We start from the raw sequence: 22,021 nt of genomic DNA, 5'->3' as shown, positions 1-22,021 counted from the left end.
AAATAAGACCGGAGAGATGGAATTTTACCGTCTCTTCGGACTTTTTAAAGATATTAGTTGACAGTGTAAATTGGTAATGATAATATATTGAAGGTTGATAGTTAACTGTCTGTACTTCGGAGGATATGAAAATGTCTTATGATAAAGTAAGGGCTAGTCAAACAATCATAGGTACAAAGCAAGCAGTAAAAGCAATGCAAGCCGGTTCAGTGAAAGAACTCTTTGTGGCACTTGATGCAGACAAATGGGTAACCGATTTGGCCATATCTTTCGCGAGAGAAATCGGAATACCAGTTATTCTTGTTGAGTCCAAAAAGGAACTGGGCAAGGCCTGTGGAATCCACGTTGGAGCTGCGGTAGTTGCGATTACTGTAGAGTAGTTTTTGTGTATTAAACACAAAGACTTTGTTTTTACCCAAAAAATGAACCACCTGGATGTGTGGTATTAACAAGGAATAAATGAAGGGAGGAAATACCGATGCCTACAATTAACCAATTAGTACGTAAGCCTCGTCAATCTAAAATCACGAAATCAAAATCACCAGCGTTAAACAAAGGATATAACTCATTTAAAAAATCTTTAACTGATGTTAAATCTCCACAAAAACGCGGTGTTTGTACTCGTGTTGGTACAATGACACCTCGTAAACCAAACTCAGCGTTACGTAAATACGCTCGTGTACGTTTAACTAACCAAATTGAGGTTACAGCTTATATCCCAGGTGAAGGCCACAACTTACAAGAGCACAGTGTTGTTCTTATCCGTGGCGGACGCGTAAAAGACTTAGCGGGTGTTCGTTACCATATCGTACGTGGAGCTCTTGATACAGCTGGTGTAAACGGTCGTTTACAATCACGTTCTAAATACGGAACAAAACGCCCTAAAGAAAAAAAATAATTTAACGTTAGATAACGTTATTTAATAGTGAGCCTCATACTATTGTCAAAAAGATTGAATCTTGCTAGCAGATTTGTTATTTGATTGACAGATATGATAAGGCCAACTTAATAAAATAAATCGATAACTATTCGAAAGGAGGAAAACACATGCCTCGTAAAGGTCCTGTTTCCAAACGTGACGTGTTACCAGATCCAATTTATAGTTCAAAACTAGTAACTCGTTTAATCAATAAAATGATGGTTGATGGTAAAAGAGGTACTTCTCAAAAGATTTTATACGGTGCGTTCGAACTTGTTAAAGAACGTTCTGGTGAAAATCCAATTGAAGTATTCGAAGCCGCTCTAAATAACGTAATGCCAGTTCTTGAAGTTCGCGCTCGCCGTGTTGGTGGTTCTAACTACCAAGTACCGGTTGAAGTACGTCCAGAACGTCGTACAACTTTAGGTCTTCGTTACCTAGTTAACTATTCTCGTCTTCGTGGTGAAAAAACTATGGAAGAACGTTTAGCTAACGAAATTCTTGATGCTTCTAACAACACTGGTGCATCAGTTAAGAAACGTGAAGATATGCACAAAATGGCAGAAGCGAACAAAGCATTCGCTCACTACCGCTGGTAATTTAACCTATGTGTTAGCTAATTGGCTAGCACAAGGTCTCTTATACAGTCTTTACCCCAATATGGAAGGAGAAATTTCCTATGAAACGCGAATTCTCACTTGAGAATACTCGTAATATTGGGATCATGGCTCACATTGATGCTGGTAAAACAACAACAACTGAGCGTATCCTTTATTACACTGGTAAGATCCACAAAATCGGTGAAACTCATGAAGGCGCTTCTCAAATGGACTGGATGGAGCAAGAGCAAGAACGTGGTATTACAATCACTTCTGCTGCAACAACAGCCCAATGGGCAGGCCACCGTGTTAACATCATCGATACTCCTGGACACGTAGACTTCACTGTAGAAGTAGAGCGTTCATTACGCGTACTTGACGGTGCTGTAACAGTACTAGATGCTCAATCTGGTGTTGAGCCTCAAACTGAAACTGTATGGCGTCAAGCTACAACTTATGGTGTTCCACGTATTGTATTCATTAATAAAATGGATAAAACAGGAGCAGATTTCTTATATTCTGTAGGAACTCTACATGATCGTTTACAAGCAAACGCTCACCCTGTGCAATTACCTATCGGAGCTGAAGATGAGTTCTCTGCAATCATCGACTTAGTTGAAATGAAAGCTACTTTCTACGGCGACGAAAAAGGTACAGCAGTAACTGAAGGTGAAATCCCTGAAGAAAACCGCGCACAAGCTGAAGAATACCGTGAAAAATTAATCGATGCTGTTGCAAGTGTTGATGAAGAAATCATGGAAAAATATTTAGAAGGCGAAGAAATTTCTGTTGCAGAACTTAAAGCGGCTATTCGTCGTGCTACGATCGCAGTAGAATTCTACCCAGTAATCTGTGGTACAGCATTTAAACACAAAGGCGTACGCCCAATGTTAAATGCAGTTATCGATTACTTACCAGCTCCAGTTGATGTACCAGCAATCAAAGGTACTTCAGTTGATGGTGACGAAGAGTTAGAACGTAAATCTTCTGATGAAGAGCCATTCTCAGCTCTTGCATTCAAAGTTATGACTGACCCATTCGTAGGTAAATTAACTTTCTTCCGTGTGTATTCTGGAACATTAGATTCAGGTTCATACGTACAAAACTCTTCTAAAGGTAAACGTGAGCGTGTAGGTCGTATCCTACAAATGCACGCTAACTCTCGTGAAGAGATTTCTAAAGTATTCGCTGGGGACATCGCAGCAGCAGTAGGTCTTAAAGATACTACTACTGGTGATACTCTATGTGACGAGAAAAACTTAGTTATTCTTGAATCAATGGAATTCCCTGAGCCAGTAATTTCTCTTTCTGTAGAACCAAAATCAAAAGCTGACCAAGATAAAATGGGTCAAGCTTTACAAAAACTTCAAGAAGAGGATCCAACTTTCCGTGCTCATACTGACACAGAAACTGGACAAACAATCATCTCAGGTATGGGTGAACTTCACCTTGATATCTTAGTTGACCGTATGCGCCGTGAATTTAAAGTAGAAGCTAACGTAGGTGCTCCAATGGTATCTTACCGTGAAACATTCCGTGGCTCTGCAAAAGTTCAAGGTAAATTCACTCGCCAATCTGGTGGTCGTGGACAATACGGAGACGTAACGATTGAGTTCTCTCCAAATGAAGAAGGTAAAGGCTTTGAATTCGAAAACGCTATCGTTGGTGGTGTAATCCCTCGTGAATATATCCCTGCAGTTGAAGCTGGTCTTCGTGACTCTCTTGACCGCGGTGTAGTTGCTGGATACCCTCTAATCGACATTAAAGCGAAATTAGTATTCGGTTCTTACCATGACGTTGACTCGAATGAGATGGCGTTCAAAATTGCTGCATCTATGGCTCTTAAAGAAGCTTCGAAACAATGTGACGCTGTTATCTTAGAACCAATGATGAAAGTAGAAGTTGTAATTCCAGAAGAATACCTTGGTGATATCATGGGTAACATTACTTCTCGTCGTGGACGCGTTGAGGGTATGGATGCTCGCGGTAACTCACAAGTTGTTCGTTCAATGGTTCCTTTAGCAGAAATGTTTGGTTATGCAACGACTCTTCGTTCTGCAACGCAAGGTCGTGGTGTATTCTCAATGACATTTGATCATTATGAAGAAGTACCAAAATCAATTGCTGCTGAAATCATCAAAAAAAATAAAGGTGAATAATTGAATTTTCATCTTGCATAAAGTATAACTAATTTGTAAGCTATGAATGCAGGATAGAGGATGGGCCCGTTCTCTCTCGGCATTCATTCTATAAATTTCAAAAATAAAACATATAATTTTGAGGAGGCAATCTCTAATGGCTAAAGAAAAATTTGACCGTTCTAAAACGCATGCTAACATTGGTACAATCGGACACGTTGACCATGGTAAAACTACTTTAACTGCTGCAATCGCTACAGTTCTTTCTAAAAAAATGGGTGGTACAGCTAAATCTTACGCTGACATCGACAACGCTCCAGAAGAAAAAGAGCGTGGTATCACAATCAATACATCTCACGTAGAATATGAAACAGAATCTCGTCACTATGCACACGTTGACTGCCCAGGACACGCTGACTATGTTAAAAACATGATCACTGGTGCTGCACAAATGGACGGCGGTATCTTAGTAGTATCTGCTGCTGATGGCCCAATGCCACAAACTCGTGAACACATCCTTTTATCTCGTCAAGTAGGTGTTCCATACTTAGTAGTATTCATGAACAAATGTGATATGGTTGATGACGAAGAATTATTAGAATTAGTAGAAATGGAAATCCGTGATCTACTATCTGAATATGACTTCCCAGGTGACGATATTCCTGTAATCAAAGGTTCTGCTCTTAAAGCTCTTGAAGGTGAAGCAGAATGGGAAGAAAAAATCGTTGAATTAATGGACGCTGTAGATTCTTACATCCCAACTCCAGAACGTCAAACTGACAAACCATTCATGATGCCAGTAGAGGACGTATTCTCTATCACTGGTCGTGGTACAGTTGCAACTGGCCGTGTTGAACGTGGTCAAGTTAAAGTTGGTGACGTAATTGAAATCATCGGTATTGCTGAAGAAGCTAAATCTACTACTGTAACAGGTGTAGAAATGTTCCGTAAATTATTAGACTATGCTGAAGCTGGTGACAACATCGGTGCTTTACTTCGTGGTGTAGCTCGTGAAGAAATCCAACGTGGTCAAGTATTAGCTAAACCAGGTTCAATTACTCCACACACTAACTTCAAAGCTGAAGTTTACGTTTTATCAAAAGAAGAGGGTGGCCGTCATACTCCATTCTTCTCTAACTACCGTCCTCAGTTCTACTTCCGTACAACTGACGTAACAGGTATCTGTAACTTACCAGAAGGCGTTGAAATGGTAATGCCTGGTGATAACATCGAAATGACAGTTGAACTTATCGCTCCAATCGCTCTTGAAGAAGGTACTAAATTCTCTATCCGTGAGGGTGGCCGTACTGTAGGCGCTGGCGTAGTTGCTTCTATCCAAAAATAATTTTAGCTTATGCTAATTTTTCAAACCAATCTGTAGGGACGCTTACAGATTGGTTTTTTGTGTTAAAATAAAGGTAATTTTAGGTTTTAATTAGTGTATGTATACATAACCGCTAGCATGCCATCTAGGTAAATTATTTAATAAGAAAGGGATTTGAATATGGAGTTAAAAATTTTACTGATTGAAGATGATCTATCAATTTTTAGTATGATTCAAGAACGATTTGCACAGTGGTCCTTACAAGTTGTTGGACCTAAAGATTTTCAAAAAGTGATGGATGATTTTATAGAAGAAAAGCCACACCTCGTACTAATCGATATTCAATTGCCTGCCTATGATGGCTTTCATTGGTGTCGAGAAATTCGCCATCTATCCAAAGTACCAATCCTTTTTCTATCCTCCCGAGACCATCCAATGGATATGGTGATGGCCATGCAAATGGGGGCAGATGATTTTGTACAAAAGCCCTTTCATATGGAGGTGTTACTCGCTAAAGTACAGGCTATTTTACGAAGAACATATGATTATGTTGAAGCTAAGATGGATGTTACACGTTTTAATGAAGCCGTTATTGATTATGCAAGGAGTGAAATAATGTATGATGGCGCAATCGCTTCCTTAACAAAAAATGAACTCTTCATATTACGCATCTTAGTGGAGAAGGCTAACCATATTGTATCTAGAGATGAGTTAATGAGAAAACTGTGGGATGATGAACGTTTTGTAAACGATAATACTTTGTCGGTAAATGTCAATCGATTACGCACAAAGCTAGAGGATATTGGTCTCCATGAAGTGATTCTTACGAAAAAGGGACTTGGATATATGGCTGTAACTCAAGGGATGTGAATGAAATTGCTATTATTATTTATAAGAGAGCGTTTTGCATGGGTAGGGTTTTTCATCTTTATTATGGTACTGCTAAACATGCTATTTTCTTTAGATGTTGGGTTAAATGATATTTCAATTTGGTATGTAAACGTTAGCTTGCTTGTTAGTTTTGTGCTCTTTTTAGCGTGGCGTTATGTTATTGAAGTTGGGAAATTAAAAGATTTCCTGGGAAATATGGATAGTCGTCTTGACGATGCACATAAAAGCAGCTTATCTCTATCACCTTTTCAGGAAGTGTATTTTCGGAAAATAGAGGATGTCTTTCATGAGAAGAATATGGATTTAAATCAGGCTAAAGTGCAACTACAAGAGTATTCAGATGAGTTACTAGCATGGGTTCATGAAGTAAAAGCGCCTTTAACGGCCATTAATTTAATGGTAGAACATGTTGAAGATTTACCAACGCGTCGAAAATTAGAAAATGAATGGCTGAGACTACATCTTTTGGTCGATCAACAATTGCATCAAACGAGACTTGCTTCTATTGAAAAGGACAATTATTTAACTGAGATTGAGCTGAAATCAGTAGTATATAAAGAGATCAGAGGCATGCAAGCATGGTGTATTGAAAAAGGTATTGGTTTTGAAGTTAATGATCTCACAGAAACGGTTATGACAGATGGTAAGTGGTTGGCGTTTATTGTACGACAAATCCTCTCGAATGCCATAAAGTATAGTCCAGCAAATTCTGAAGTAACGATCTTTACTGAACTTGACCCAACTAATGCGATTTTATTACATATAAAAGATGTAGGTATTGGTATACCTTTGGAGGACTTACCTAGAATTTTTCAAAAATCGTATACAGGAACGGCGGGAAGAGAGTCCTCCCAATCTACGGGTATGGGTCTTTATTTGGCATATAATGTTGCTCGAAAAATCGGTATTAGAATTTATGTTCAATCGACTGTTGGGGAGGGCTCATTATTTACACTACGTTTCCCTTTACAAAATGAATATGTCAAGCTAACAGGTAGATGACGAAATTGTCACCTACCTTTTTATATTGTCATGTAAAACGCACGAACTGATAGGAGCGACAGGGTACACTTGGAATATAGAAAGGGGCGTTATCAAGTGACAGTCTTAATTGGTCGTAAAATAAAAAAAGTGTATGGGAAAAAATCAACAGCTCAAGAGGTGTTAAAGGGTATTGATTTGGAAGTGAATAAAGGTGAATTTGTAGGAATTATGGGACCTTCTGGCTCAGGTAAAACAACACTTTTAAATGTCTTATGCTCAATTGACTTTGCGACAGAAGGTGTTATTGAAATAAATGGTCATAATTTACGTGGTATGAAAGAAAAGGCTTTAGCGAACTTCCGTCGAGAGCAGCTCGGATTCATATTTCAAGATTATAATTTACTAGATACGCTAACAGTAAAAGAGAATATACTTTTACCATTAGCCATCAGCAAATTACCGAAAGCTGTTGCGGAAAGTCGTGTGAAGGAGCTAACAACCTTACTTGGTATCACTGAAATTTTAAATAAATATCCTAACGAAATATCCGGTGGGCAAAAACAGCGTACATCTGCTGCTCGTGCACTTATTACAAATCCGTCATTGGTCTTCGCAGATGAGCCTACTGGTGCATTAGACTCTAAATCAGCTACTGCCTTGCTCCACAATCTACAAAACATTAATGAGACAAAAGAAGCAACAATCATGATGGTTACGCATGATGCTGTAGCTGCAAGCTTCTGTACACGAGTATTATTTTTAAAGGACGGTCTTATTTATAGTGAGCTTTATAAGGGTAACAAAACAAGACAGGCGTTTTTCCAAGAGATCATGCATACACAGAGTGTGCTAGGCGGTGACGGTTATGAGTCTTAGTAAGTTAGTGCTGAGAAGTATGAAGAAAAATATGAAGCACTACTATTTATATTTCTTTGCACTTATTTTTAGTGTTACTTTATATTTTTCCTTTGTCACATTGCAAAATAATGCTGAAGTATGGGATGCAGTTCAAATGAGTGGAACGGCTACTGCAGGATTTAAAGCAGCAACTTATATTTTGTATTTTATCGTTTTATTCTTCGTCCTCTATGCAAATCATTTATTTATGAAGCGCCGTAGTAAAGAAATAGGTTTGTATCAATTGATTGGTATGACAAAGGGACTGATTGTACGCTTATTAGCAATCGAAAACATTTTATTATTTGTTGGAGCTGTTATTTTAGGTATGCTGGCTGGCTTTTTTAGCTCACGTGTATTTGCCATGATTTTATTACGTGTACTTGAAAAAGAAGCTCTTGTGACCATGACATTTAGTACCCAGGCATTACAGCAGTCGATGATTGTATTTGCTATTCTATTGATCATCGTTCTTGTACAAATGGCTTGGATGATCCATCATGTTTCATTGTTATCTTTATTTAGCGCTGCCAAACAAGCAGACGAGCGTGTGAGACGTTTTAGTGCAATACAAATGGCGATTGGCTTTATGGGGCTAGTGCTGATTGTTTATGGCTACTATGCGTCAACAAAGCTGTTTGATATTGAATCAGCTGGTAACTTATTTATTAATATGATTATCATTTTAGCTACTACAATAGGTGGGACATTTCTAGTCTTTCGTTTTTCTGTAGCATTTATTATGAATACTATTCGTTTAAAGAAAAAAGGGCATCTATCTATCCAGGATGTATTAGCATTAACACCTATTATGCATCGCATGAAAAGCAACGCAAAGTCATTAACACTTATTACCGTGTTAACTGGCGTATCTCTCGGGGTAACAACACTATCCTATATCGCCTACTATTCCTCAGAGGCATCTGCATATAGTCAAGTACCTGGTGATTTCATATTGCTAGAAGAGCAGGGGCAGACATTCCTAGAGGAGTTAGGGAAAAATAACATTGGGTTTGATAAAGTAGATTATCGTTTGCAAGGAGTAACAGCTTCTGTAGGTCAATTGATGTCTAAAAAACAACAAGATAACCCTTTATATACGATGGAGGGAACAATCTATACCATTCCACTTTCTGATTACCAGCAGCGTGTTCCTGAAGCCTCATTATCGGGCAATGAAGTTATTTTAACTAACTATGGCGGGTACATGGCTGAGATGTTCCCATTAGAGAAAGATCATGATGTTGTCGTATCAGCAGGTGAGCTTGAAGAAACTTTTCATGTAGTAGATGTTCACGATAAAAGTATTATAAGTGGTATTGTAACGGCTGGGGGAGGAGGCCCTATCTTTGTTGTAACAGATGATATGTTTAAAAGTCTAACTACGCAATCAGAGCTGTATCCTTGGCATCAACAAACAACCATTACACTAAAATCAAAAGAAAATCTAGAAACAGCCGAGAAATTATATAATCAAACAAATGCTGGTGATATTACAGCTAAAGATGATAAAGGTAAAACACAGCAATATACACAATCCTCCTATGAAGGAAAACGTAAAGACAATATAGAATCTTTAGGTCTTACAATTTTTACAACAGCATTTTTAGGTTTAGCATTCTTAATGACAACGGGTAGTATACTGTACTTTAAACAAATGTCTGAGGCAGAGGAAGAGCGTGGTTCCTATACAATCCTCAGAAAGATTGGTTTTGCAGAAAGGGATATCATGAAGGGCATTTATATGAAGCAAGCTTTTAACTTCGGTGTTCCATTAGTTATTGGATTATTGCATAGCTATTTTGCTGTTAAGTCAGGATGGTTTTTATTTGGCACAGAGTTAACGGCGCCCTTGTGGATTGCGATGTGCTGTTATATAGCGTTGTATACGATCTTTGCTATTCTTTCGGTAGGGTATTATAAAAAAGTGGTTCGAGAATCTTTGTAAATTATATAGATAGAAACTCAAAAACAGTGTGATGAACTATAAATCCTCACACTGTTTTTTTAATCTGTATAAAAGCTTTGATAGGGCAAAAACTCTTGACTTTCAATTATCAGAATAATAAAGTTTAACATGTTAGTAATTTAGCGTATGAAAGTGAGTGTAACAATGAATGCAGTAATTTTGGCGGTTGCCGTTATGTTAATATTAAGCTTGCTACGCATCAATGTTGTTCTTTCCTTAGTGTTAGGTGCCTTTGTAGGTGGTCTAACAAGTGGAATGGGCATTGAGGCAACAGTTGAATCATTTACAGATGGGTTAGGGGCAGGTGCAACTATTGCATTAAGTTATGGCCTACTTGGTGGCTTTGCCATCGCCATTGCCAAAACCGGAATACCTGAGTTGATGATTGCAGGAATGTTAAAAATTTTAAATGGTAAAAGTAACCGAAAAGGTTTAGTGAAGATCTTAATTTTTTTCCTTATTTTCTTGATGTCTATTTTATCTCAAAATATCATTCCTATTCATATTGCCTTCATTCCATTATTGATTCCTCCCATTTTAAAAATATTAAATATGTTGAATGTTGATCGACGTATAGTAGCAACCTTAATTGCAGTAGGTTTAATTGGTACTTATAGCTTTGTGCCTGCTGGATTTGGAGCAATCTTTCAAGATATCGTCGCTACACAAGTGTCAGAGGCTGGTATGGAAGTATCTTCACGTGATGTACCGAAAGCAATGGCAATTCCAGTGCTCGGTATGTTGATTGGTTTGATGATCGCCTTTGCTGTTTATCGCAAGCCACGGCATTATAAGCATAATGAAATAGAGATTGAATCTTTACATGTTAACATCAGCAAATTTGTTATGTTTTCCACAGTTCTCGCATTAGTTGTATCATTATGTGCTCAAGTGTTAACAGATTCGATGATTGTAGGTTCTTTTGCAGGTATCATGATTATGTATTTTACAGGTGCACTTAAATGGAAAGAGGCTGATGACATTCTTTCTGAAGGAATGAAAATGATGGCCTTTATTGGCTTTGTCATGATTGCCGCAAATGGTTTTGCATCAGTCATTAATGCTACAGGTCATGTTGATAGCTTAATTACAAGTTCTACAACCATTCTAAAAGGAAACAGAAGTTTAGCTGTCTTCATCATGTTAGTCATAGGGTTAGTTGTGACAATGGGGATTGGTTCTTCCTTTGCAACAGTACCTATTATTGCGACACTATTTGTTCCTCTTGCGCAAGGGTTGGGTATGAGTCCTTTAGCAATCGTTTGTTTAATTGGTACAGCAGGTGCTTTAGGTGATGCAGGTTCACCAGCCTCAGATTCTACACTAGGACCAACTGCAGGTTTAAATGTCGACGGACAACATCATCATATTTGGGATACCTGTGTGCCTACATTTATTTTCATTAACATTCCATTGATTGTATTTGGTTGGATTGCATGTGTGTTCTTTCTATAAAGTAAGAAGTAGTTTCTTTATCTATAGAAACTACTTTCTTTTAAAGTTGTTTGAAAAGTTCGGAAATGTTGATGTGACAGCCTTAAGTGTTGCAATATGTATTGAAATTTTATATACTAATAAACGGCTTAATAAAGCGAAGAAATAGTAGTACTAAGAATATCTGCAACATTTAAAAGAATTTAGCGAAAAGACTTGCTTATTCTTTTTTTATTGTATATAATGTTGAATGTTGGTCTTTGACTGCGATGAAACGAGAGGTTGCCGACACACCCGGCCGCTTTGCCATGGCGGTGTGTGGGAAAATTTTCGTGGAGAATGTCTAGAAAATAGGCGAGAAGGAGGGAAAATAATGGCAAAACAAAAGATTCGTATTCGTTTAAAAGCGTATGATCACCGTATTTTAGATCAGTCTGCTGAAAAAATTGTGGAAACTGCAAAACGTTCAGGTGCAAGTGTATCAGGTCCGATTCCACTTCCAACTGAGAAGTCTGTGTACACAATTCTTCGTGCGGTTCACAAGTACAAAGATTCTCGTGAACAATTCGAAATGCGTACGCATAAACGTCTGATCGATATCGTTAACCCAACACCACAAACTGTTGATGCGTTAATGAAACTTGATTTACCATCTGGCGTTGATATTGAAATCAAACTTTAATGGTAAAAACAATATAACTTTTCAAAACTTACAGGAGGTGTGACAAATGGCTAAAGGAATCTTAGGTAGAAAAATTGGTATGACTCAAGTTTTCGCTGAAAACGGCGATTTAATCCCGGTAACAGTTATCGAAGCTACTCCAAACGTAGTTCTTCAAAAGAAAACTGTTGAAACAGACGGCTACGAAGCAATTCAAGTTGGTTTCGAAGACAAGCGCGTTAAGCTTTCTAACAAACCTGCACAAGGTCACGTAGCAAAAGCGAACACTGCTCCTAAGCGCTTCATTCGTGAATTCCGTAACGTAAACGTTGGAGAATACGAAGTTGGTCAAGAAGTCAAAGTAGAAATTTTCGCAGAAGGCGATGTAATTGATGTAACTGGTGTTACTAAAGGTAAAGGTTTCCAAGGTGTAATTAAACGCCACGGACAATCTCGTGGTCCTATGGCCCACGGTTCTCGTTACCACCGTCGTCCTGGTTCAATGGGTCCAGTTGCTCCGAACCGCGTATTCAAACAAAAGAAATTACCTGGTCAAATGGGTGGCACTGTAGTTACAATCCAAAACTTAGAAATCGTGAAAGTTGATGCGGAACGTAACTTACTACTTGTTAAAGGTAATGTTCCTGGTTCTAAAAAAGCTCTAGTTACAGTTAAAACTGCAATTAAAGCTAAGTAATCACTTCAAGAAAGGAGGAAACAGGAATGACAAAGGTATCTGTACTTAGTCAAACAGGTGCTTCAGTTGGTGAAATCGAGTTAAACGAAGCGATCTTCGGAATCGAGCCAAATGAAGCAGTATTATTCGACGCTGTAGTAGCACAACGCGCTTCTCTTCGTCAAGGTAATCATAAGGTTAAAAACCGTTCTGAAGTTGCTGGTGGTGGTCGTAAACCATGGCGTCAAAAAGGAACTGGTCGTGCTCGTCAAGGTTCTATCCGTTCTCCACAATGGCGCGGCGGTGGTATCGTATTCGGTCCAACTCCACGTAGCTATTCTTATAAGTTACCTAAAAAAGTTCGTCGCTTAGCTCTTAAATCTGCTTTATCAGCTAAAGTTGTAGAACAAAACTTCTTAGTTCTTGATGCTCTAACTCTAGCAGCACCAAAAACAAAAGAATTCACAAAAATTCTTAAAGATCTTTCTCTAGAGAAAAAATCTTTATTCGTAACTGCTGACCTAGATGAAAACGTAGCATTATCTGCTCGTAACATCCCTGGTGTAACAGTTTTAACTGCAAACGGAATCAACGTTCTTGATCTTTTAGGCCATGAAAAAGTTGTATTCACAAAAGCTGCAGTAGAAAAAGTTGAGGAGGTGCTTGGATAATGGAAGCACGTGATATTTTAAAACGTCCGGTCATTACTGAGCGTTCTTCAGAACTTATGGCAGAGAAAAAGTATACTTTTGAAGTAGACACTCGCGCTAACAAAACTCAAGTAAAAGACGCTGTAGAAGAAATCTTTGGCGTAAAAGTTGAGAAAGTAAACGTTCTTAACTACAAAGGTAAATTCAAGCGCGTTGGCCGTTACGGTGGATACACTAACAAACGTCGTAAAGCGATTGTTAAATTAACTGCTGATAGTAAAGAAATTGAATTATTCGAAGTGTAATCCTTTAAGGATTTATGATTTGAACACTCAAGAAGGAGGGAAACACAATGGCGATTAAAAAGTATAAACCTACCTCTAATGGTCGTCGTAATATGACGTCTTTAGACTTTGCGGAAATTACAACTAACAAGCCTGAGAAATCATTGCTTGAACCAACTAAACGCAAAGCTGGTCGTAACAACCAAGGTAAAATCACTGTTCGTCATCATGGTGGTGGTCATAAGAAGCAATACCGTGTCATCGATTTCAAACGTGTTAAAGATGGCATTCCGGCAAAAGTTGCTACTATTGAATATGATCCAAACCGTTCTGCGAATATCGCATTAATCAACTATGCTGATGGAGCAAAAGCTTACATCTTAGCACCTAAAGGTCTAGAGGTTGGTCAAACAATCGTTTCTGGTCCAGATGCTGATATTAAAGTAGGTAATGCATTACCATTAGCAAACATTCCAATGGGTACTACAATCCATAACATCGAGTTAAAACCTGGTAAAGGTGGACAATTAGTACGTTCTGCTGGTACTTCTGCGCAAGTACTTGGCCGTGAAGATAAATACGTAATTGTTCGTCTGCAATCTGGTGAAGTACGTTTAGTTCTTGCTACTTGCCGTGCTACAATTGGTCAAGTAGGTAATGAACAACACGAACTTGTACACATCGGTAAAGCAGGTCGTAGCCGTTGGTTAGGTAAACGCCCAACTGTTCGTGGTTCTGTAATGAACCCTAACGATCACCCACACGGTGGTGGTGAAGGACGTTCACCAATCGGACGTAAATCACCAATGACTCCTTGGGGTAAACCAGCACTTGGTTACAAAACTCGCAAGAAGAAAAACAAATCGGATAAATTTATCATCCGTAGTCGTAAAAAATAAAGTGGTTAAACTACGGTTCTATGTGAGAGCCGTGGTGGAATCACGGAGGGAGGTTCCTACATGGGTCGCAGCTTGAAAAAAGGACCTTTTGTCGATGACCACTTAATGAAAAAAGTGGAAGTACAAGAGGCTTCTGAGAAAAAACAAGTTATCAAAACTTGGTCACGCCGTTCTACAATCTTCCCGAACTTCATCGGTTTAACGATTGCTGTATATGATGGACGTAAACATGTTCCTGTATACGTAACAGAAGATATGGTAGGCCATAAACTTGGTGAGTTCGCACCGACACGTACTTACAAAGGTCACGGTGCAGACGACAAGAAAACAAGACGCTAATTTTGAGAGGAGGTAAATCCTAATGACACAAGCTAAAGCTATCGCTCGTACAGTACGCATTGCTCCTCGCAAAGTACGTCTAGTTGTAGACTTAATCCGAGGCAAGCAAGTTGGTGAAGCAGTTGCAATTTTACGTCATACTCCAAAAGCGGCGTCTCCAGTCGTTGAGAAAGTATTAAAATCTGCAGTTGCAAACGCTGAGCACAACTACGATCTTGACATCAACTCTTTAGTAGTTTCTGAAGTGTTCGTTGATGAAGGTCCAACTTTAAAACGTTTCCGTCCACGTGCGCAAGGACGTGCAAGCGCAATTAACAAACGCACAAGCCACATCACTCTAGTGGTATCTGAGAAGAAGGAGGGTTAATCCGTGGGTCAAAAAGTACATCCAATAGGACTACGCGTTGGTATTATTCGTGACTGGGAGTCAAAATGGTACGCTGAAAAAGACTATGCAACTCTACTTCACGAAGACATCAAAGTGCGTAAATATATTGAAACGGCTCTTAAAGACGCTTCTGTTTCTAAAGTAGAAATCGAACGTGCTGCAAACCGTGTAAACATTACAATTCACACTGCGAAACCAGGTATGGTAATCGGTAAAGGTGGTACTGAAGTTGAAAATCTTCGTAAATACCTTAGCGATTTAACTGGTAAACGTGTACACATCAACATTATTGAAATTAAACGTGCAGATCTTGACGCTCGTCTAGTAGCTGAAAACATCGCTCGTCAATTAGAAAACCGTGTATCATTCCGTCGTGCGCAAAAGCAAGCGATCCAACGCACAATTCGTGCTGGTGCAAAAGGAATTAAAACACAAGTATCTGGTCGTTTAGGTGGCGCTGATATCGCGCGTGCTGAACACTATAGTGAAGGAACTGTTCCACTTCATACTCTACGTGCTGACATTGATTATGCACACGCAGAAGCTGACACTACTTACGGTAAATTAGGCGTTAAAGTATGGATCTACCGTGGTGAAGTTCTTCCTACGAAGAAATCTGTGGAAGGAGGCAAATAATATGTTATTGCCTAAACGCGTAAAATACCGTCGTGAACACCGCGGCAACATGCGTGGCGAAGCGAAAGGCGGTAAAGAAGTATCATTCGGCGAGTGGGGCTTACAAGCTCAAACAGCTAGCTGGATTACTAACCGTCAAATCGAATCTGCACGTATCGCGATGACTCGTTACATGAAACGTGGCGGTAAAGTTTGGATTAAAATCTTCCCACACAAACCTTACACTAAAAAACCTCTAGAAGTCCGCATGGGTTCTGGTAAAGGTTCTCCTGAAGGTTGGGTAGCAGTAGTAAAACCGGGAAAAATTATGTTCGAAATTGCTGGTGTATCTGAAGAGATCGCACGTGAAGCACTTCGTTTAGCATCACATAAGCTTCCTGTTAAATGTAAGATCGTAAAACGTCAAGAAACTGGTGGTGAATCTAATGAAAGCTAATGAAATCCGTGACCTTGCCACTTCTGAAATTGAATTAAAAGTGAAATCACTGAAAGAAGAGCTTTTCAACCTTCGCTTCCAATTGGCGACTGGTCAATTAGAAAACACAGCTCGTATTCGTGAAGTGCGTAAAGCAATCGCGCGTATGAAAACTGTTATTCGTGAAAGAGAAATCAGTGCAAATAACTGATAAAGGAGGTTTTCAAGTATGACTGAGCGTAATCAACGCAAAGTTTACACGGGCCGCGTTGTTTCAGATAAAATGGATAAAACTATTACTGTTTTAGTTGAAACTCACAAAAAGCACAAGCTTTACGGTAAACGTGTAAAATACTCTAAAAAGTTTAAAACTCATGATGAGCAAAACCAAGCGAAAATCGGTGATATCGTACGTATCATGGAGACTCGCCCGCTATCAGCTACTAAACGTTTCCGTCTAGTTGAAGTTGTAGAAAAAGCGGTTATTATTTAATAACTATTTCGGAACAACCATTTCCGAAGGGAGGTAACCTAAGTGATCCAACAAGAAAGTCGTATGAAAGTTGCTGACAACTCAGGTGCACGTGAAGTTCTTACAATTAAAGTGCTTGGTGGCTCTGGCCGTAAAACTGCTAACATCGGTGATATCGTTGTTTGTACAGTTAAGAAAGCAACACCAGGTGGCGTTGTCAAGAAGGGTGACGTTGTTAAAGCTGTTATCGTTCGTACTAAGTCAGGCGTTCGTCGTAAAGACGGCACGTACATCAAATTTGATGAAAATGCTTGTGTAATTATTCGTGATGATAAATCACCACGCGGAACTCGTATTTTCGGACCTGTTGCACGTGAATTACGTGACAGCAACTTCATGAAAATCGTTTCTCTAGCTCCAGAAGTTCTTTAATTTCATGATAGTGCCAATCAAGGAGGTGCGACAGCATGCATGTAAAAAAAGGTGACAAGGTTAAGGTTATCACTGGTAAGGACAAAGGCAAAGAAGGAGTAATCCTAGCTGCTTTCCCTAAACAAGATCGCGTTCTTGTTGAAGGTGTAAATATCGTGAAAAAACACGTTAAACCTAACCAATTGAATCCACAAGGTGGGATTGTAAGCCAAGAGGCTGCAATTCACGTTTCGAACGTAATGCTAATCGATCCTAAATCTGGCGAGCCGACTCGTGTAGGTTATAAAATCGAAAACGGTAAAAAAGTTCGTGTTGCAAAAAAATCAGGTGCAGTAATCGACTAATTAGTAAATAAAAGAAGGGAGGTACACACATGAGCCGCCTAAAAGAAAAGTATTTAAATGAAGTTTCTCCTGCTCTTATGAGCAAATTTGGATATAAATCAGTTATGCAATTGCCGAAAGTTGACAAAATCGTTATCAACATGGGTGTTGGTGATGCTGTTCAAAACTCAAAAGCATTAGATGCAGCTGTAGAAGAATTAACAATTATCACTGGTCAAAAACCAGTAGTAACTAAAGCGAAAAAATCGATCGCAGGTTTCCGTTTACGTGAAGGTATGCCTATCGGTGCTAAAGTTACATTACGCGGTGAGCGTATGTATGAATTCTTGGACAAATTAATTTCAATCTCACTTCCTCGTGTACGTGACTTCCGTGGTGTTTCTAAAAAAGCATTCGATGGTCGCGGTAACTACACTTTAGGTGTTAAAGAGCAATTAATTTTCCCAGAAATTGATTACGATAAAGTTTCAAAAGTACGCGGTATGGACATCGTGATCGTAACGACAGCGAACTCTGACGAAGAAGCTCGCGAGTTATTGACACAATTCGGTATGCCGTTCCAAAAGTAGTCAAACAAGGAGGGCGAAAACGTGGCTAAAAAATCTATGATCGTTAAACAACAACGTAAGCAAAAGTTTAAAGTGCAAGAATATACACGTTGTGAACGCTGTGGTCGTCCACACTCTGTATATCGCAAATTCAAACTTTGCCGTATTTGTTTCCGAGAACTTGCATATAAGGGACAAATTCCTGGCGTGAAAAAAGCCAGCTGGTAATCCCCTAATTTGGGAAGGAGGTAAATGTAATGACAATGACTGATCCGATTGCAGATATGCTTACTCGCATTCGTAATGCGAACATGGTTCGTCACGAGAAGTTAGAAGTACCAGCTTCCAACGTGAAAAAAGAAATCGCTGAAATTTTAAAGCGCGAAGGTTTCGTACGTGACGTAGAATATGTTGAAGACAACAAGCAAGGTATTATCCGTATCTTCTTAAAATACGGTAAAGATAACGAGCGTGTTATCACTGGCTTAAAACGTATTTCTAAACCTGGTCTACGTGTATATGCTAAAACAAATGAAGTGCCTAAAGTACTGAACGGTCTTGGTATCGCTTTAGTGTCAACTTCACAAGGTTTATTAACAGATAAAGAAGCTCGCGCTAAACAAGTTGGCGGCGAAGTTCTAGCATACGTTTGGTAATTAGCAATAAATGAATGGAGGTGCAACTAAATGTCTCGTGTAGGTAAAAAAATTATCGAGGTACCAGCTAACGTAACTGTTACTGTTGCAGCTGACAACACTGTTACTGTTAAAGGTCCTAAAGGCGAACTTGTTCGTTCTTTCCACCAAGATATGAAAATTGAGCAAGAGGGTAACGTAATCTCTGTATCACGTCCTTCTGATTCAAAAGAACACCGCACAAACCACGGTACCACTCGTGCGCTTCTAGCGAACATGGTTACTGGTGTTTCTGCAGGTTTCGAAAAATCTTTAGAACTAATCGGTGTAGGTTACCGTGCGCAATTACAAGGAAAAAAACTTGTTCTTAACGTAGGTTACTCTCACCCGGTTGAGTTCACACCTGAAGATGGTCTAGAAGTAGAAGTTCCTACTAATACTAAGATCATCGTTAAAGGTATTAGCAAAGAACGCGTTGGCGCTCTTGCATCTAACATCCGTGACGTTCGTCCACCAGAGCCGTATAAAGGTAAAGGTATCCGTTACGAAGGCGAATACGTTCGTCGTAAAGAAGGTAAAACAGGTAAATAATGCTGCCTAAGCATTAGAAAGGAGTGACCCTTGTGATTACGAAACAGGATAAAAATCAAGTTCGTAAAAAACGTCATGCGCGAGTTCGTTCTAAAATTTCGGGTACTGCTGAGCGTCCACGCTTAAACGTATTCCGTTCTAACAAGAACATCTACGCTCAACTTATCGATGACGTAGCAGGCGTAACAATTGTTAGCGCATCTTCTCAAGAGAATGGTTTTGAAGGTGCTGGTTGCAATGTTGAAGCTGCATCAAAAATCGGTGAAACAATCGCGAAACGCGCTACGGAAAAAAATATTACTGCTGTAGTATTTGACCGTGGTGGTTACTTATATCATGGACGCGTAAAAGCTTTAGCTGAAGCTGCACGTGAGAATGGTTTAGAATTTTAATAAGAAGGAGGGACACATTTCATGAGTCGAATTGACGCAAACAAACTTGGAGAACTTGAAGAACGCGTAGTTACTATTAACCGTGTTGCTAAAGTTGTTAAAGGTGGACGTCGCTTCCGCTTCACAGCACTAGTTGTTGTTGGCGATAGAAACGGTCATGTAGGTTTCGGTACTGGTAAAGCTCAAGAGGTTCCAGATGCTATCCGTAAAGCTGTTGAAGATGCGAAGAAAAACTTAGTAGAAGTGCCACGTGTTGGTGGAACAACTCCACACTTAGTGCTTGGTCGCTTCGGTGCAGGAGAAATCTTAATTAAACCTGCTGCTCCTGGTACAGGGGTTATCGCTGGTGGTCCAGTACGTGCCGTACTAGAACTAGCTGGTATTACTGATATTCTTTCTAAATCACTTGGATCAAATACACCAATCAATATGGTTCGTGCAACTGTTCAAGGTTTAACTGAATTAAAACGCGTAGAGGACGTAGCAAAATTACGTGGTAAATCAGTGGAAGAAATATTAGGATAAGGGGGGAATAATAATGGCTAACAAATTAGAAATCACCCTTACAAAATCTGTGATTGGTTCTAAACCAGCACAACGCAAAACTATTGAAGCATTAGGTTTACGTAAATTAAACCAAACTGTAGAGAAAGCTGATAATGCAGCAACTCGCGGTATGATTGATGTAGTAGCACACTTAGTTACTGTAAAAGAAAACTAATTTTTAATTAACGAACAAGGAGGTGCCATCCAATATGAAACTTCATGAGTTAAAACCAGCAGAAGGTTCCCGTAAAGTACGTAACCGCGTAGGTCGCGGTATCGGTTCTGGTAACGGTAAAACTGCAGGTAGAGGTCATAAAGGTCAAAACTCTCGTTCTGGCGGCGGTGTACGCCCAGGATTCGAAGGTGGTCAAAACCCTTTATTCCGTCGTTTACCGAAACGCGGCTTTACTAACATTAACCGTAAAGAATACGCGATCGTTAATCTTGACACATTAAATCGTTTCGAAGATGGTGCAGAAGTAACAACTGCATTATTACTTGAAACAGGTTTAGTGAGCAATGAAAAAGCTGGAATTAAAGTTCTTGGAAACGGAACTCTTAACAAAAAGCTTACAGTAAAAGCTCATAAATTCTCAGCTTCGGCTAAAGAAGCAATTGAAAATGCCGGCGGAACTACTGAGGTGATTTAATGTTTCAGACAATCTCTAACTTTATGCGTGTTCGAGATATAAGAAATAAGATCATTTTCACTCTTTTAATGTTAATCGTTTTTCGTATTGGAACATTCATTCCAGTGCCAAACGTTGACGCTAATGTATTAAAGGCAACTGATGAGTTTAACCTCGTTGGTTTCCTCAATACTTTCGGCGGTGGTGCTTTAAAGAATTTCTCTATCTTTGCGATGGGGATTATGCCTTACATCACAGCCTCAATTATTGTTCAGTTATTGCAAATGGACGTAGTACCTAAATTTGCTGAATGGGCAAAGCAAGGTGAAGTCGGAAGACGTAAGCTTGCACAATTTACTCGCTACTTTACTATTATTCTTGCTTTTATTCAATCATTCGCTATGTCATTTGGTTTCAATAGAATGTATGGCGGGTCTTTGATTAAAGACGAATCGATTCTATCATATGTTACAATCGCTATTGTATTGACAGCGGGTACAGCTTTCCTTGTATGGCTTGCAGATCAAATTACTGCAACTGGTGTTGGTAATGGTATTTCTGTTGTCATTTTCGCAGGTATCGTTGCAGCATTGCCTACAGGAGTTAACCAAATCTTTGCACAGCAAATTGAGGGTGCTGGAGATAAATTATTTATCAACATCATCATCCTTGCATTGCTTGTATTAGTATTACTTGCAGTTGTTGTTGGAGTAATTTACGTGCAACAAGCACTTCGTAAAATTCCAATTCAATATGCAAAACGAGTTACTGGACGTAATCAACAAACTGGTGGTCAACAAACACATTTACCGTTAAAAGTAAATGCTGCAGGGGTTATTCCGGTAATCTTTTCAGTAGCGTTTATTGTTACACCACGTACGTTAGCTACGTTCTTTGGTCAAAATGACGTAACGTCTTTCATTGAAAACACGTTTGATTATACAAAACCTGTTGGAATGATTATTTACGTTGCATTGATCGTCGCGTTCACATATTTCTACGCATTCATTCAAGTGAATCCAGAAAATGTGGCAGATAACTTGAAAAAACAAGGTGCTTACATCCCGGGTATTCGCCCTGGTGAAAACACTCAAGCGTATTTAACAAGCGTGTTATATCGTCTGACATTTGTTGGTGCGATATTCTTAACTGTTATTGCTGTAATGCCGATTGTGTTCATTAACTTTATGAATTTACCTGCCTCAGTGCAGATCGGTGGTACTAGTATTATTATCGTAGTCGGCGTAGCGCTCGAAACGATGAAACAGCTAGAATCTCAACTTGTTAAACGTCACTACAAAGGCTTTATGAAGTAATGTTGGTTTTTAG

General features: G+C 39.2%; 32 protein-coding genes. All 32 read left to right on the top strand.

Annotated elements, in window-relative coordinates; genetic code table 11:
• The first annotated feature begins 131 nt into the window (after nucleotides 1–131).
• Nucleotides 132–380: a ribosomal L7Ae/L30e/S12e/Gadd45 family protein gene (locus GJU32_RS16540; protein WP_155593040.1), complete on the top strand. Its 249-nt coding sequence runs from the start codon at nucleotides 132–134 to the stop codon at nucleotides 378–380.
• Between the two features lie 98 nt (nucleotides 381–478).
• Nucleotides 479–898, top strand: coding sequence for a 30S ribosomal protein S12 (gene rpsL, locus GJU32_RS16535; RefSeq protein ID WP_010860613.1), 420 nt, complete (start codon nucleotides 479–481; stop codon nucleotides 896–898).
• 149 nt (nucleotides 899–1,047) lie between these two features.
• Nucleotides 1,048–1,518, top strand: coding sequence for a 30S ribosomal protein S7 (rpsG, locus tag GJU32_RS16530; RefSeq protein ID WP_155593039.1), 471 nt, complete (start codon nucleotides 1,048–1,050; stop codon nucleotides 1,516–1,518).
• Between the two features lie 80 nt (nucleotides 1,519–1,598).
• Nucleotides 1,599–3,677, top strand: a complete 2,079-nt coding sequence (gene fusA / locus GJU32_RS16525; RefSeq protein WP_155593038.1) for an elongation factor G — start codon at nucleotides 1,599–1,601, stop codon at nucleotides 3,675–3,677.
• A gap of 136 nt (nucleotides 3,678–3,813) precedes the next feature.
• Nucleotides 3,814–5,001 (top strand): elongation factor Tu, encoded by a 1,188-nt coding sequence (gene tuf, locus GJU32_RS16520; RefSeq protein ID WP_155593037.1) that lies wholly within the window; start codon nucleotides 3,814–3,816, stop codon nucleotides 4,999–5,001.
• Between the two features lie 159 nt (nucleotides 5,002–5,160).
• Nucleotides 5,161–5,850, top strand: a complete 690-nt coding sequence (locus GJU32_RS16515; protein ID WP_155593036.1) for a response regulator transcription factor — start codon at nucleotides 5,161–5,163, stop codon at nucleotides 5,848–5,850.
• A complete protein-coding gene (locus GJU32_RS16510) occupies nucleotides 5,851–6,873 on the top strand; it encodes a sensor histidine kinase (RefSeq protein WP_230875071.1) in 1,023 nt (340 codons plus the stop codon).
• A 96-nt stretch (nucleotides 6,874–6,969) separates the two neighbouring features.
• Entirely contained in the window at nucleotides 6,970–7,731 is a 762-nt protein-coding gene (locus GJU32_RS16505) for an ABC transporter ATP-binding protein (protein WP_155593181.1), read from the top strand.
• The gene (locus tag GJU32_RS16500; protein ID WP_155593035.1) at nucleotides 7,721–9,700 is read left to right on the top strand and encodes an FtsX-like permease family protein; all 1,980 of its coding nucleotides are present in this window, start codon (nucleotides 7,721–7,723) and stop codon (nucleotides 9,698–9,700) included. Before GJU32_RS16505 ends, GJU32_RS16500 begins: the two co-directional genes overlap by 11 nt.
• 165 nt (nucleotides 9,701–9,865) lie before the next feature.
• Entirely contained in the window at nucleotides 9,866–11,176 is a 1,311-nt protein-coding gene (locus GJU32_RS16495) for a Na+/H+ antiporter family protein (RefSeq protein ID WP_155593034.1), read from the top strand.
• Nucleotides 11,177–11,528: 352 nt separating this feature from the next.
• Nucleotides 11,529–11,837 carry a 30S ribosomal protein S10 gene (gene rpsJ / locus GJU32_RS16490; protein ID WP_004233624.1) on the top strand — a complete coding sequence of 103 codons (309 nt, stop codon included), beginning with the start codon at nucleotides 11,529–11,531 and terminating at the stop codon, nucleotides 11,835–11,837.
• A gap of 46 nt (nucleotides 11,838–11,883) precedes the next feature.
• On the top strand, nucleotides 11,884–12,513 hold the full coding sequence (rplC, locus tag GJU32_RS16485) for a 50S ribosomal protein L3 (RefSeq protein ID WP_155593033.1): 630 nt from the start codon (nucleotides 11,884–11,886) through the stop codon (nucleotides 12,511–12,513).
• 26 nt (nucleotides 12,514–12,539) lie between these two features.
• The gene (gene rplD / locus GJU32_RS16480) at nucleotides 12,540–13,163 is read left to right on the top strand and encodes a 50S ribosomal protein L4 (RefSeq protein WP_010860604.1); all 624 of its coding nucleotides are present in this window, start codon (nucleotides 12,540–12,542) and stop codon (nucleotides 13,161–13,163) included.
• The gene (gene rplW / locus GJU32_RS16475; RefSeq protein WP_036124663.1) at nucleotides 13,163–13,447 is read left to right on the top strand and encodes a 50S ribosomal protein L23; all 285 of its coding nucleotides are present in this window, start codon (nucleotides 13,163–13,165) and stop codon (nucleotides 13,445–13,447) included. The genes rplD and rplW overlap by 1 nt, the downstream gene beginning before the upstream one ends.
• A 47-nt stretch (nucleotides 13,448–13,494) precedes the next feature.
• Nucleotides 13,495–14,325, top strand: coding sequence for a 50S ribosomal protein L2 (gene rplB / locus GJU32_RS16470; protein ID WP_155593032.1), 831 nt, complete (start codon nucleotides 13,495–13,497; stop codon nucleotides 14,323–14,325).
• Nucleotides 14,326–14,385: 60 nt separating this feature from the next.
• Nucleotides 14,386–14,664, top strand: a complete 279-nt coding sequence (gene rpsS / locus GJU32_RS16465) for a 30S ribosomal protein S19 (protein ID WP_008181911.1) — start codon at nucleotides 14,386–14,388, stop codon at nucleotides 14,662–14,664.
• Between the two features lie 22 nt (nucleotides 14,665–14,686).
• Nucleotides 14,687–15,031, top strand: coding sequence for a 50S ribosomal protein L22 (gene rplV / locus GJU32_RS16460; RefSeq protein WP_004233639.1), 345 nt, complete (start codon nucleotides 14,687–14,689; stop codon nucleotides 15,029–15,031).
• A 3-nt stretch (nucleotides 15,032–15,034) separates the two neighbouring features.
• Nucleotides 15,035–15,688 (top strand): 30S ribosomal protein S3, encoded by a 654-nt coding sequence (gene rpsC, locus GJU32_RS16455; RefSeq protein ID WP_004233642.1) that lies wholly within the window; start codon nucleotides 15,035–15,037, stop codon nucleotides 15,686–15,688.
• A 1-nt stretch (nucleotide 15,689) separates the two neighbouring features.
• The gene (gene rplP, locus GJU32_RS16450; protein ID WP_025116437.1) at nucleotides 15,690–16,124 is read left to right on the top strand and encodes a 50S ribosomal protein L16; all 435 of its coding nucleotides are present in this window, start codon (nucleotides 15,690–15,692) and stop codon (nucleotides 16,122–16,124) included.
• Nucleotides 16,114–16,314 carry a 50S ribosomal protein L29 gene (gene rpmC / locus GJU32_RS16445; protein WP_004233646.1) on the top strand — a complete coding sequence of 67 codons (201 nt, stop codon included), beginning with the start codon at nucleotides 16,114–16,116 and terminating at the stop codon, nucleotides 16,312–16,314. The genes rplP and rpmC overlap by 11 nt, the downstream gene beginning before the upstream one ends.
• Nucleotides 16,315–16,332: 18 nt before the next feature.
• Nucleotides 16,333–16,596, top strand: a complete 264-nt coding sequence (gene rpsQ / locus GJU32_RS16440; RefSeq protein WP_155593031.1) for a 30S ribosomal protein S17 — start codon at nucleotides 16,333–16,335, stop codon at nucleotides 16,594–16,596.
• 42 nt (nucleotides 16,597–16,638) lie between these two features.
• Nucleotides 16,639–17,007, top strand: a complete 369-nt coding sequence (gene rplN / locus GJU32_RS16435; protein ID WP_004233650.1) for a 50S ribosomal protein L14 — start codon at nucleotides 16,639–16,641, stop codon at nucleotides 17,005–17,007.
• Nucleotides 17,008–17,042: 35 nt separating this feature from the next.
• On the top strand, nucleotides 17,043–17,351 hold the full coding sequence (gene rplX, locus GJU32_RS16430) for a 50S ribosomal protein L24 (protein ID WP_004233652.1): 309 nt from the start codon (nucleotides 17,043–17,045) through the stop codon (nucleotides 17,349–17,351).
• Between the two features lie 29 nt (nucleotides 17,352–17,380).
• Nucleotides 17,381–17,920, top strand: coding sequence for a 50S ribosomal protein L5 (gene rplE, locus GJU32_RS16425; protein WP_008181719.1), 540 nt, complete (start codon nucleotides 17,381–17,383; stop codon nucleotides 17,918–17,920).
• A gap of 21 nt (nucleotides 17,921–17,941) precedes the next feature.
• Nucleotides 17,942–18,127 (top strand): type Z 30S ribosomal protein S14, encoded by a 186-nt coding sequence (locus GJU32_RS16420; RefSeq protein WP_004233656.1) that lies wholly within the window; start codon nucleotides 17,942–17,944, stop codon nucleotides 18,125–18,127.
• A 29-nt stretch (nucleotides 18,128–18,156) separates the two neighbouring features.
• The gene (rpsH, locus tag GJU32_RS16415) at nucleotides 18,157–18,555 is read left to right on the top strand and encodes a 30S ribosomal protein S8 (protein WP_008181717.1); all 399 of its coding nucleotides are present in this window, start codon (nucleotides 18,157–18,159) and stop codon (nucleotides 18,553–18,555) included.
• 30 nt (nucleotides 18,556–18,585) lie between these two features.
• Nucleotides 18,586–19,125, top strand: a complete 540-nt coding sequence (gene rplF / locus GJU32_RS16410; protein ID WP_024364364.1) for a 50S ribosomal protein L6 — start codon at nucleotides 18,586–18,588, stop codon at nucleotides 19,123–19,125.
• A gap of 32 nt (nucleotides 19,126–19,157) precedes the next feature.
• Nucleotides 19,158–19,517, top strand: coding sequence for a 50S ribosomal protein L18 (gene rplR / locus GJU32_RS16405; RefSeq protein WP_155593030.1), 360 nt, complete (start codon nucleotides 19,158–19,160; stop codon nucleotides 19,515–19,517).
• 21 nt (nucleotides 19,518–19,538) lie between these two features.
• Nucleotides 19,539–20,042 (top strand): 30S ribosomal protein S5, encoded by a 504-nt coding sequence (gene rpsE, locus GJU32_RS16400; RefSeq protein ID WP_008181711.1) that lies wholly within the window; start codon nucleotides 19,539–19,541, stop codon nucleotides 20,040–20,042.
• Nucleotides 20,043–20,055: 13 nt separating this feature from the next.
• Nucleotides 20,056–20,238 (top strand): 50S ribosomal protein L30, encoded by a 183-nt coding sequence (rpmD, locus tag GJU32_RS16395; protein WP_049662869.1) that lies wholly within the window; start codon nucleotides 20,056–20,058, stop codon nucleotides 20,236–20,238.
• A gap of 34 nt (nucleotides 20,239–20,272) precedes the next feature.
• The gene (gene rplO, locus GJU32_RS16390) at nucleotides 20,273–20,713 is read left to right on the top strand and encodes a 50S ribosomal protein L15 (protein WP_010860592.1); all 441 of its coding nucleotides are present in this window, start codon (nucleotides 20,273–20,275) and stop codon (nucleotides 20,711–20,713) included.
• Nucleotides 20,713–22,008 carry a preprotein translocase subunit SecY gene (secY, locus tag GJU32_RS16385; protein WP_155593029.1) on the top strand — a complete coding sequence of 432 codons (1,296 nt, stop codon included), beginning with the start codon at nucleotides 20,713–20,715 and terminating at the stop codon, nucleotides 22,006–22,008. Before rplO ends, secY begins: the two co-directional genes overlap by 1 nt.
• Nucleotides 22,009–22,021 lie beyond the last annotated feature (13 nt).

This window comes from Lysinibacillus cavernae (genome assembly GCF_009724685.1).
Lineage (GTDB): Bacteria > Bacillota > Bacilli > Bacillales_A > Planococcaceae > Lysinibacillus > Lysinibacillus cavernae.
This window is presented reverse-complemented; position numbering and strand designations above follow the sequence as displayed.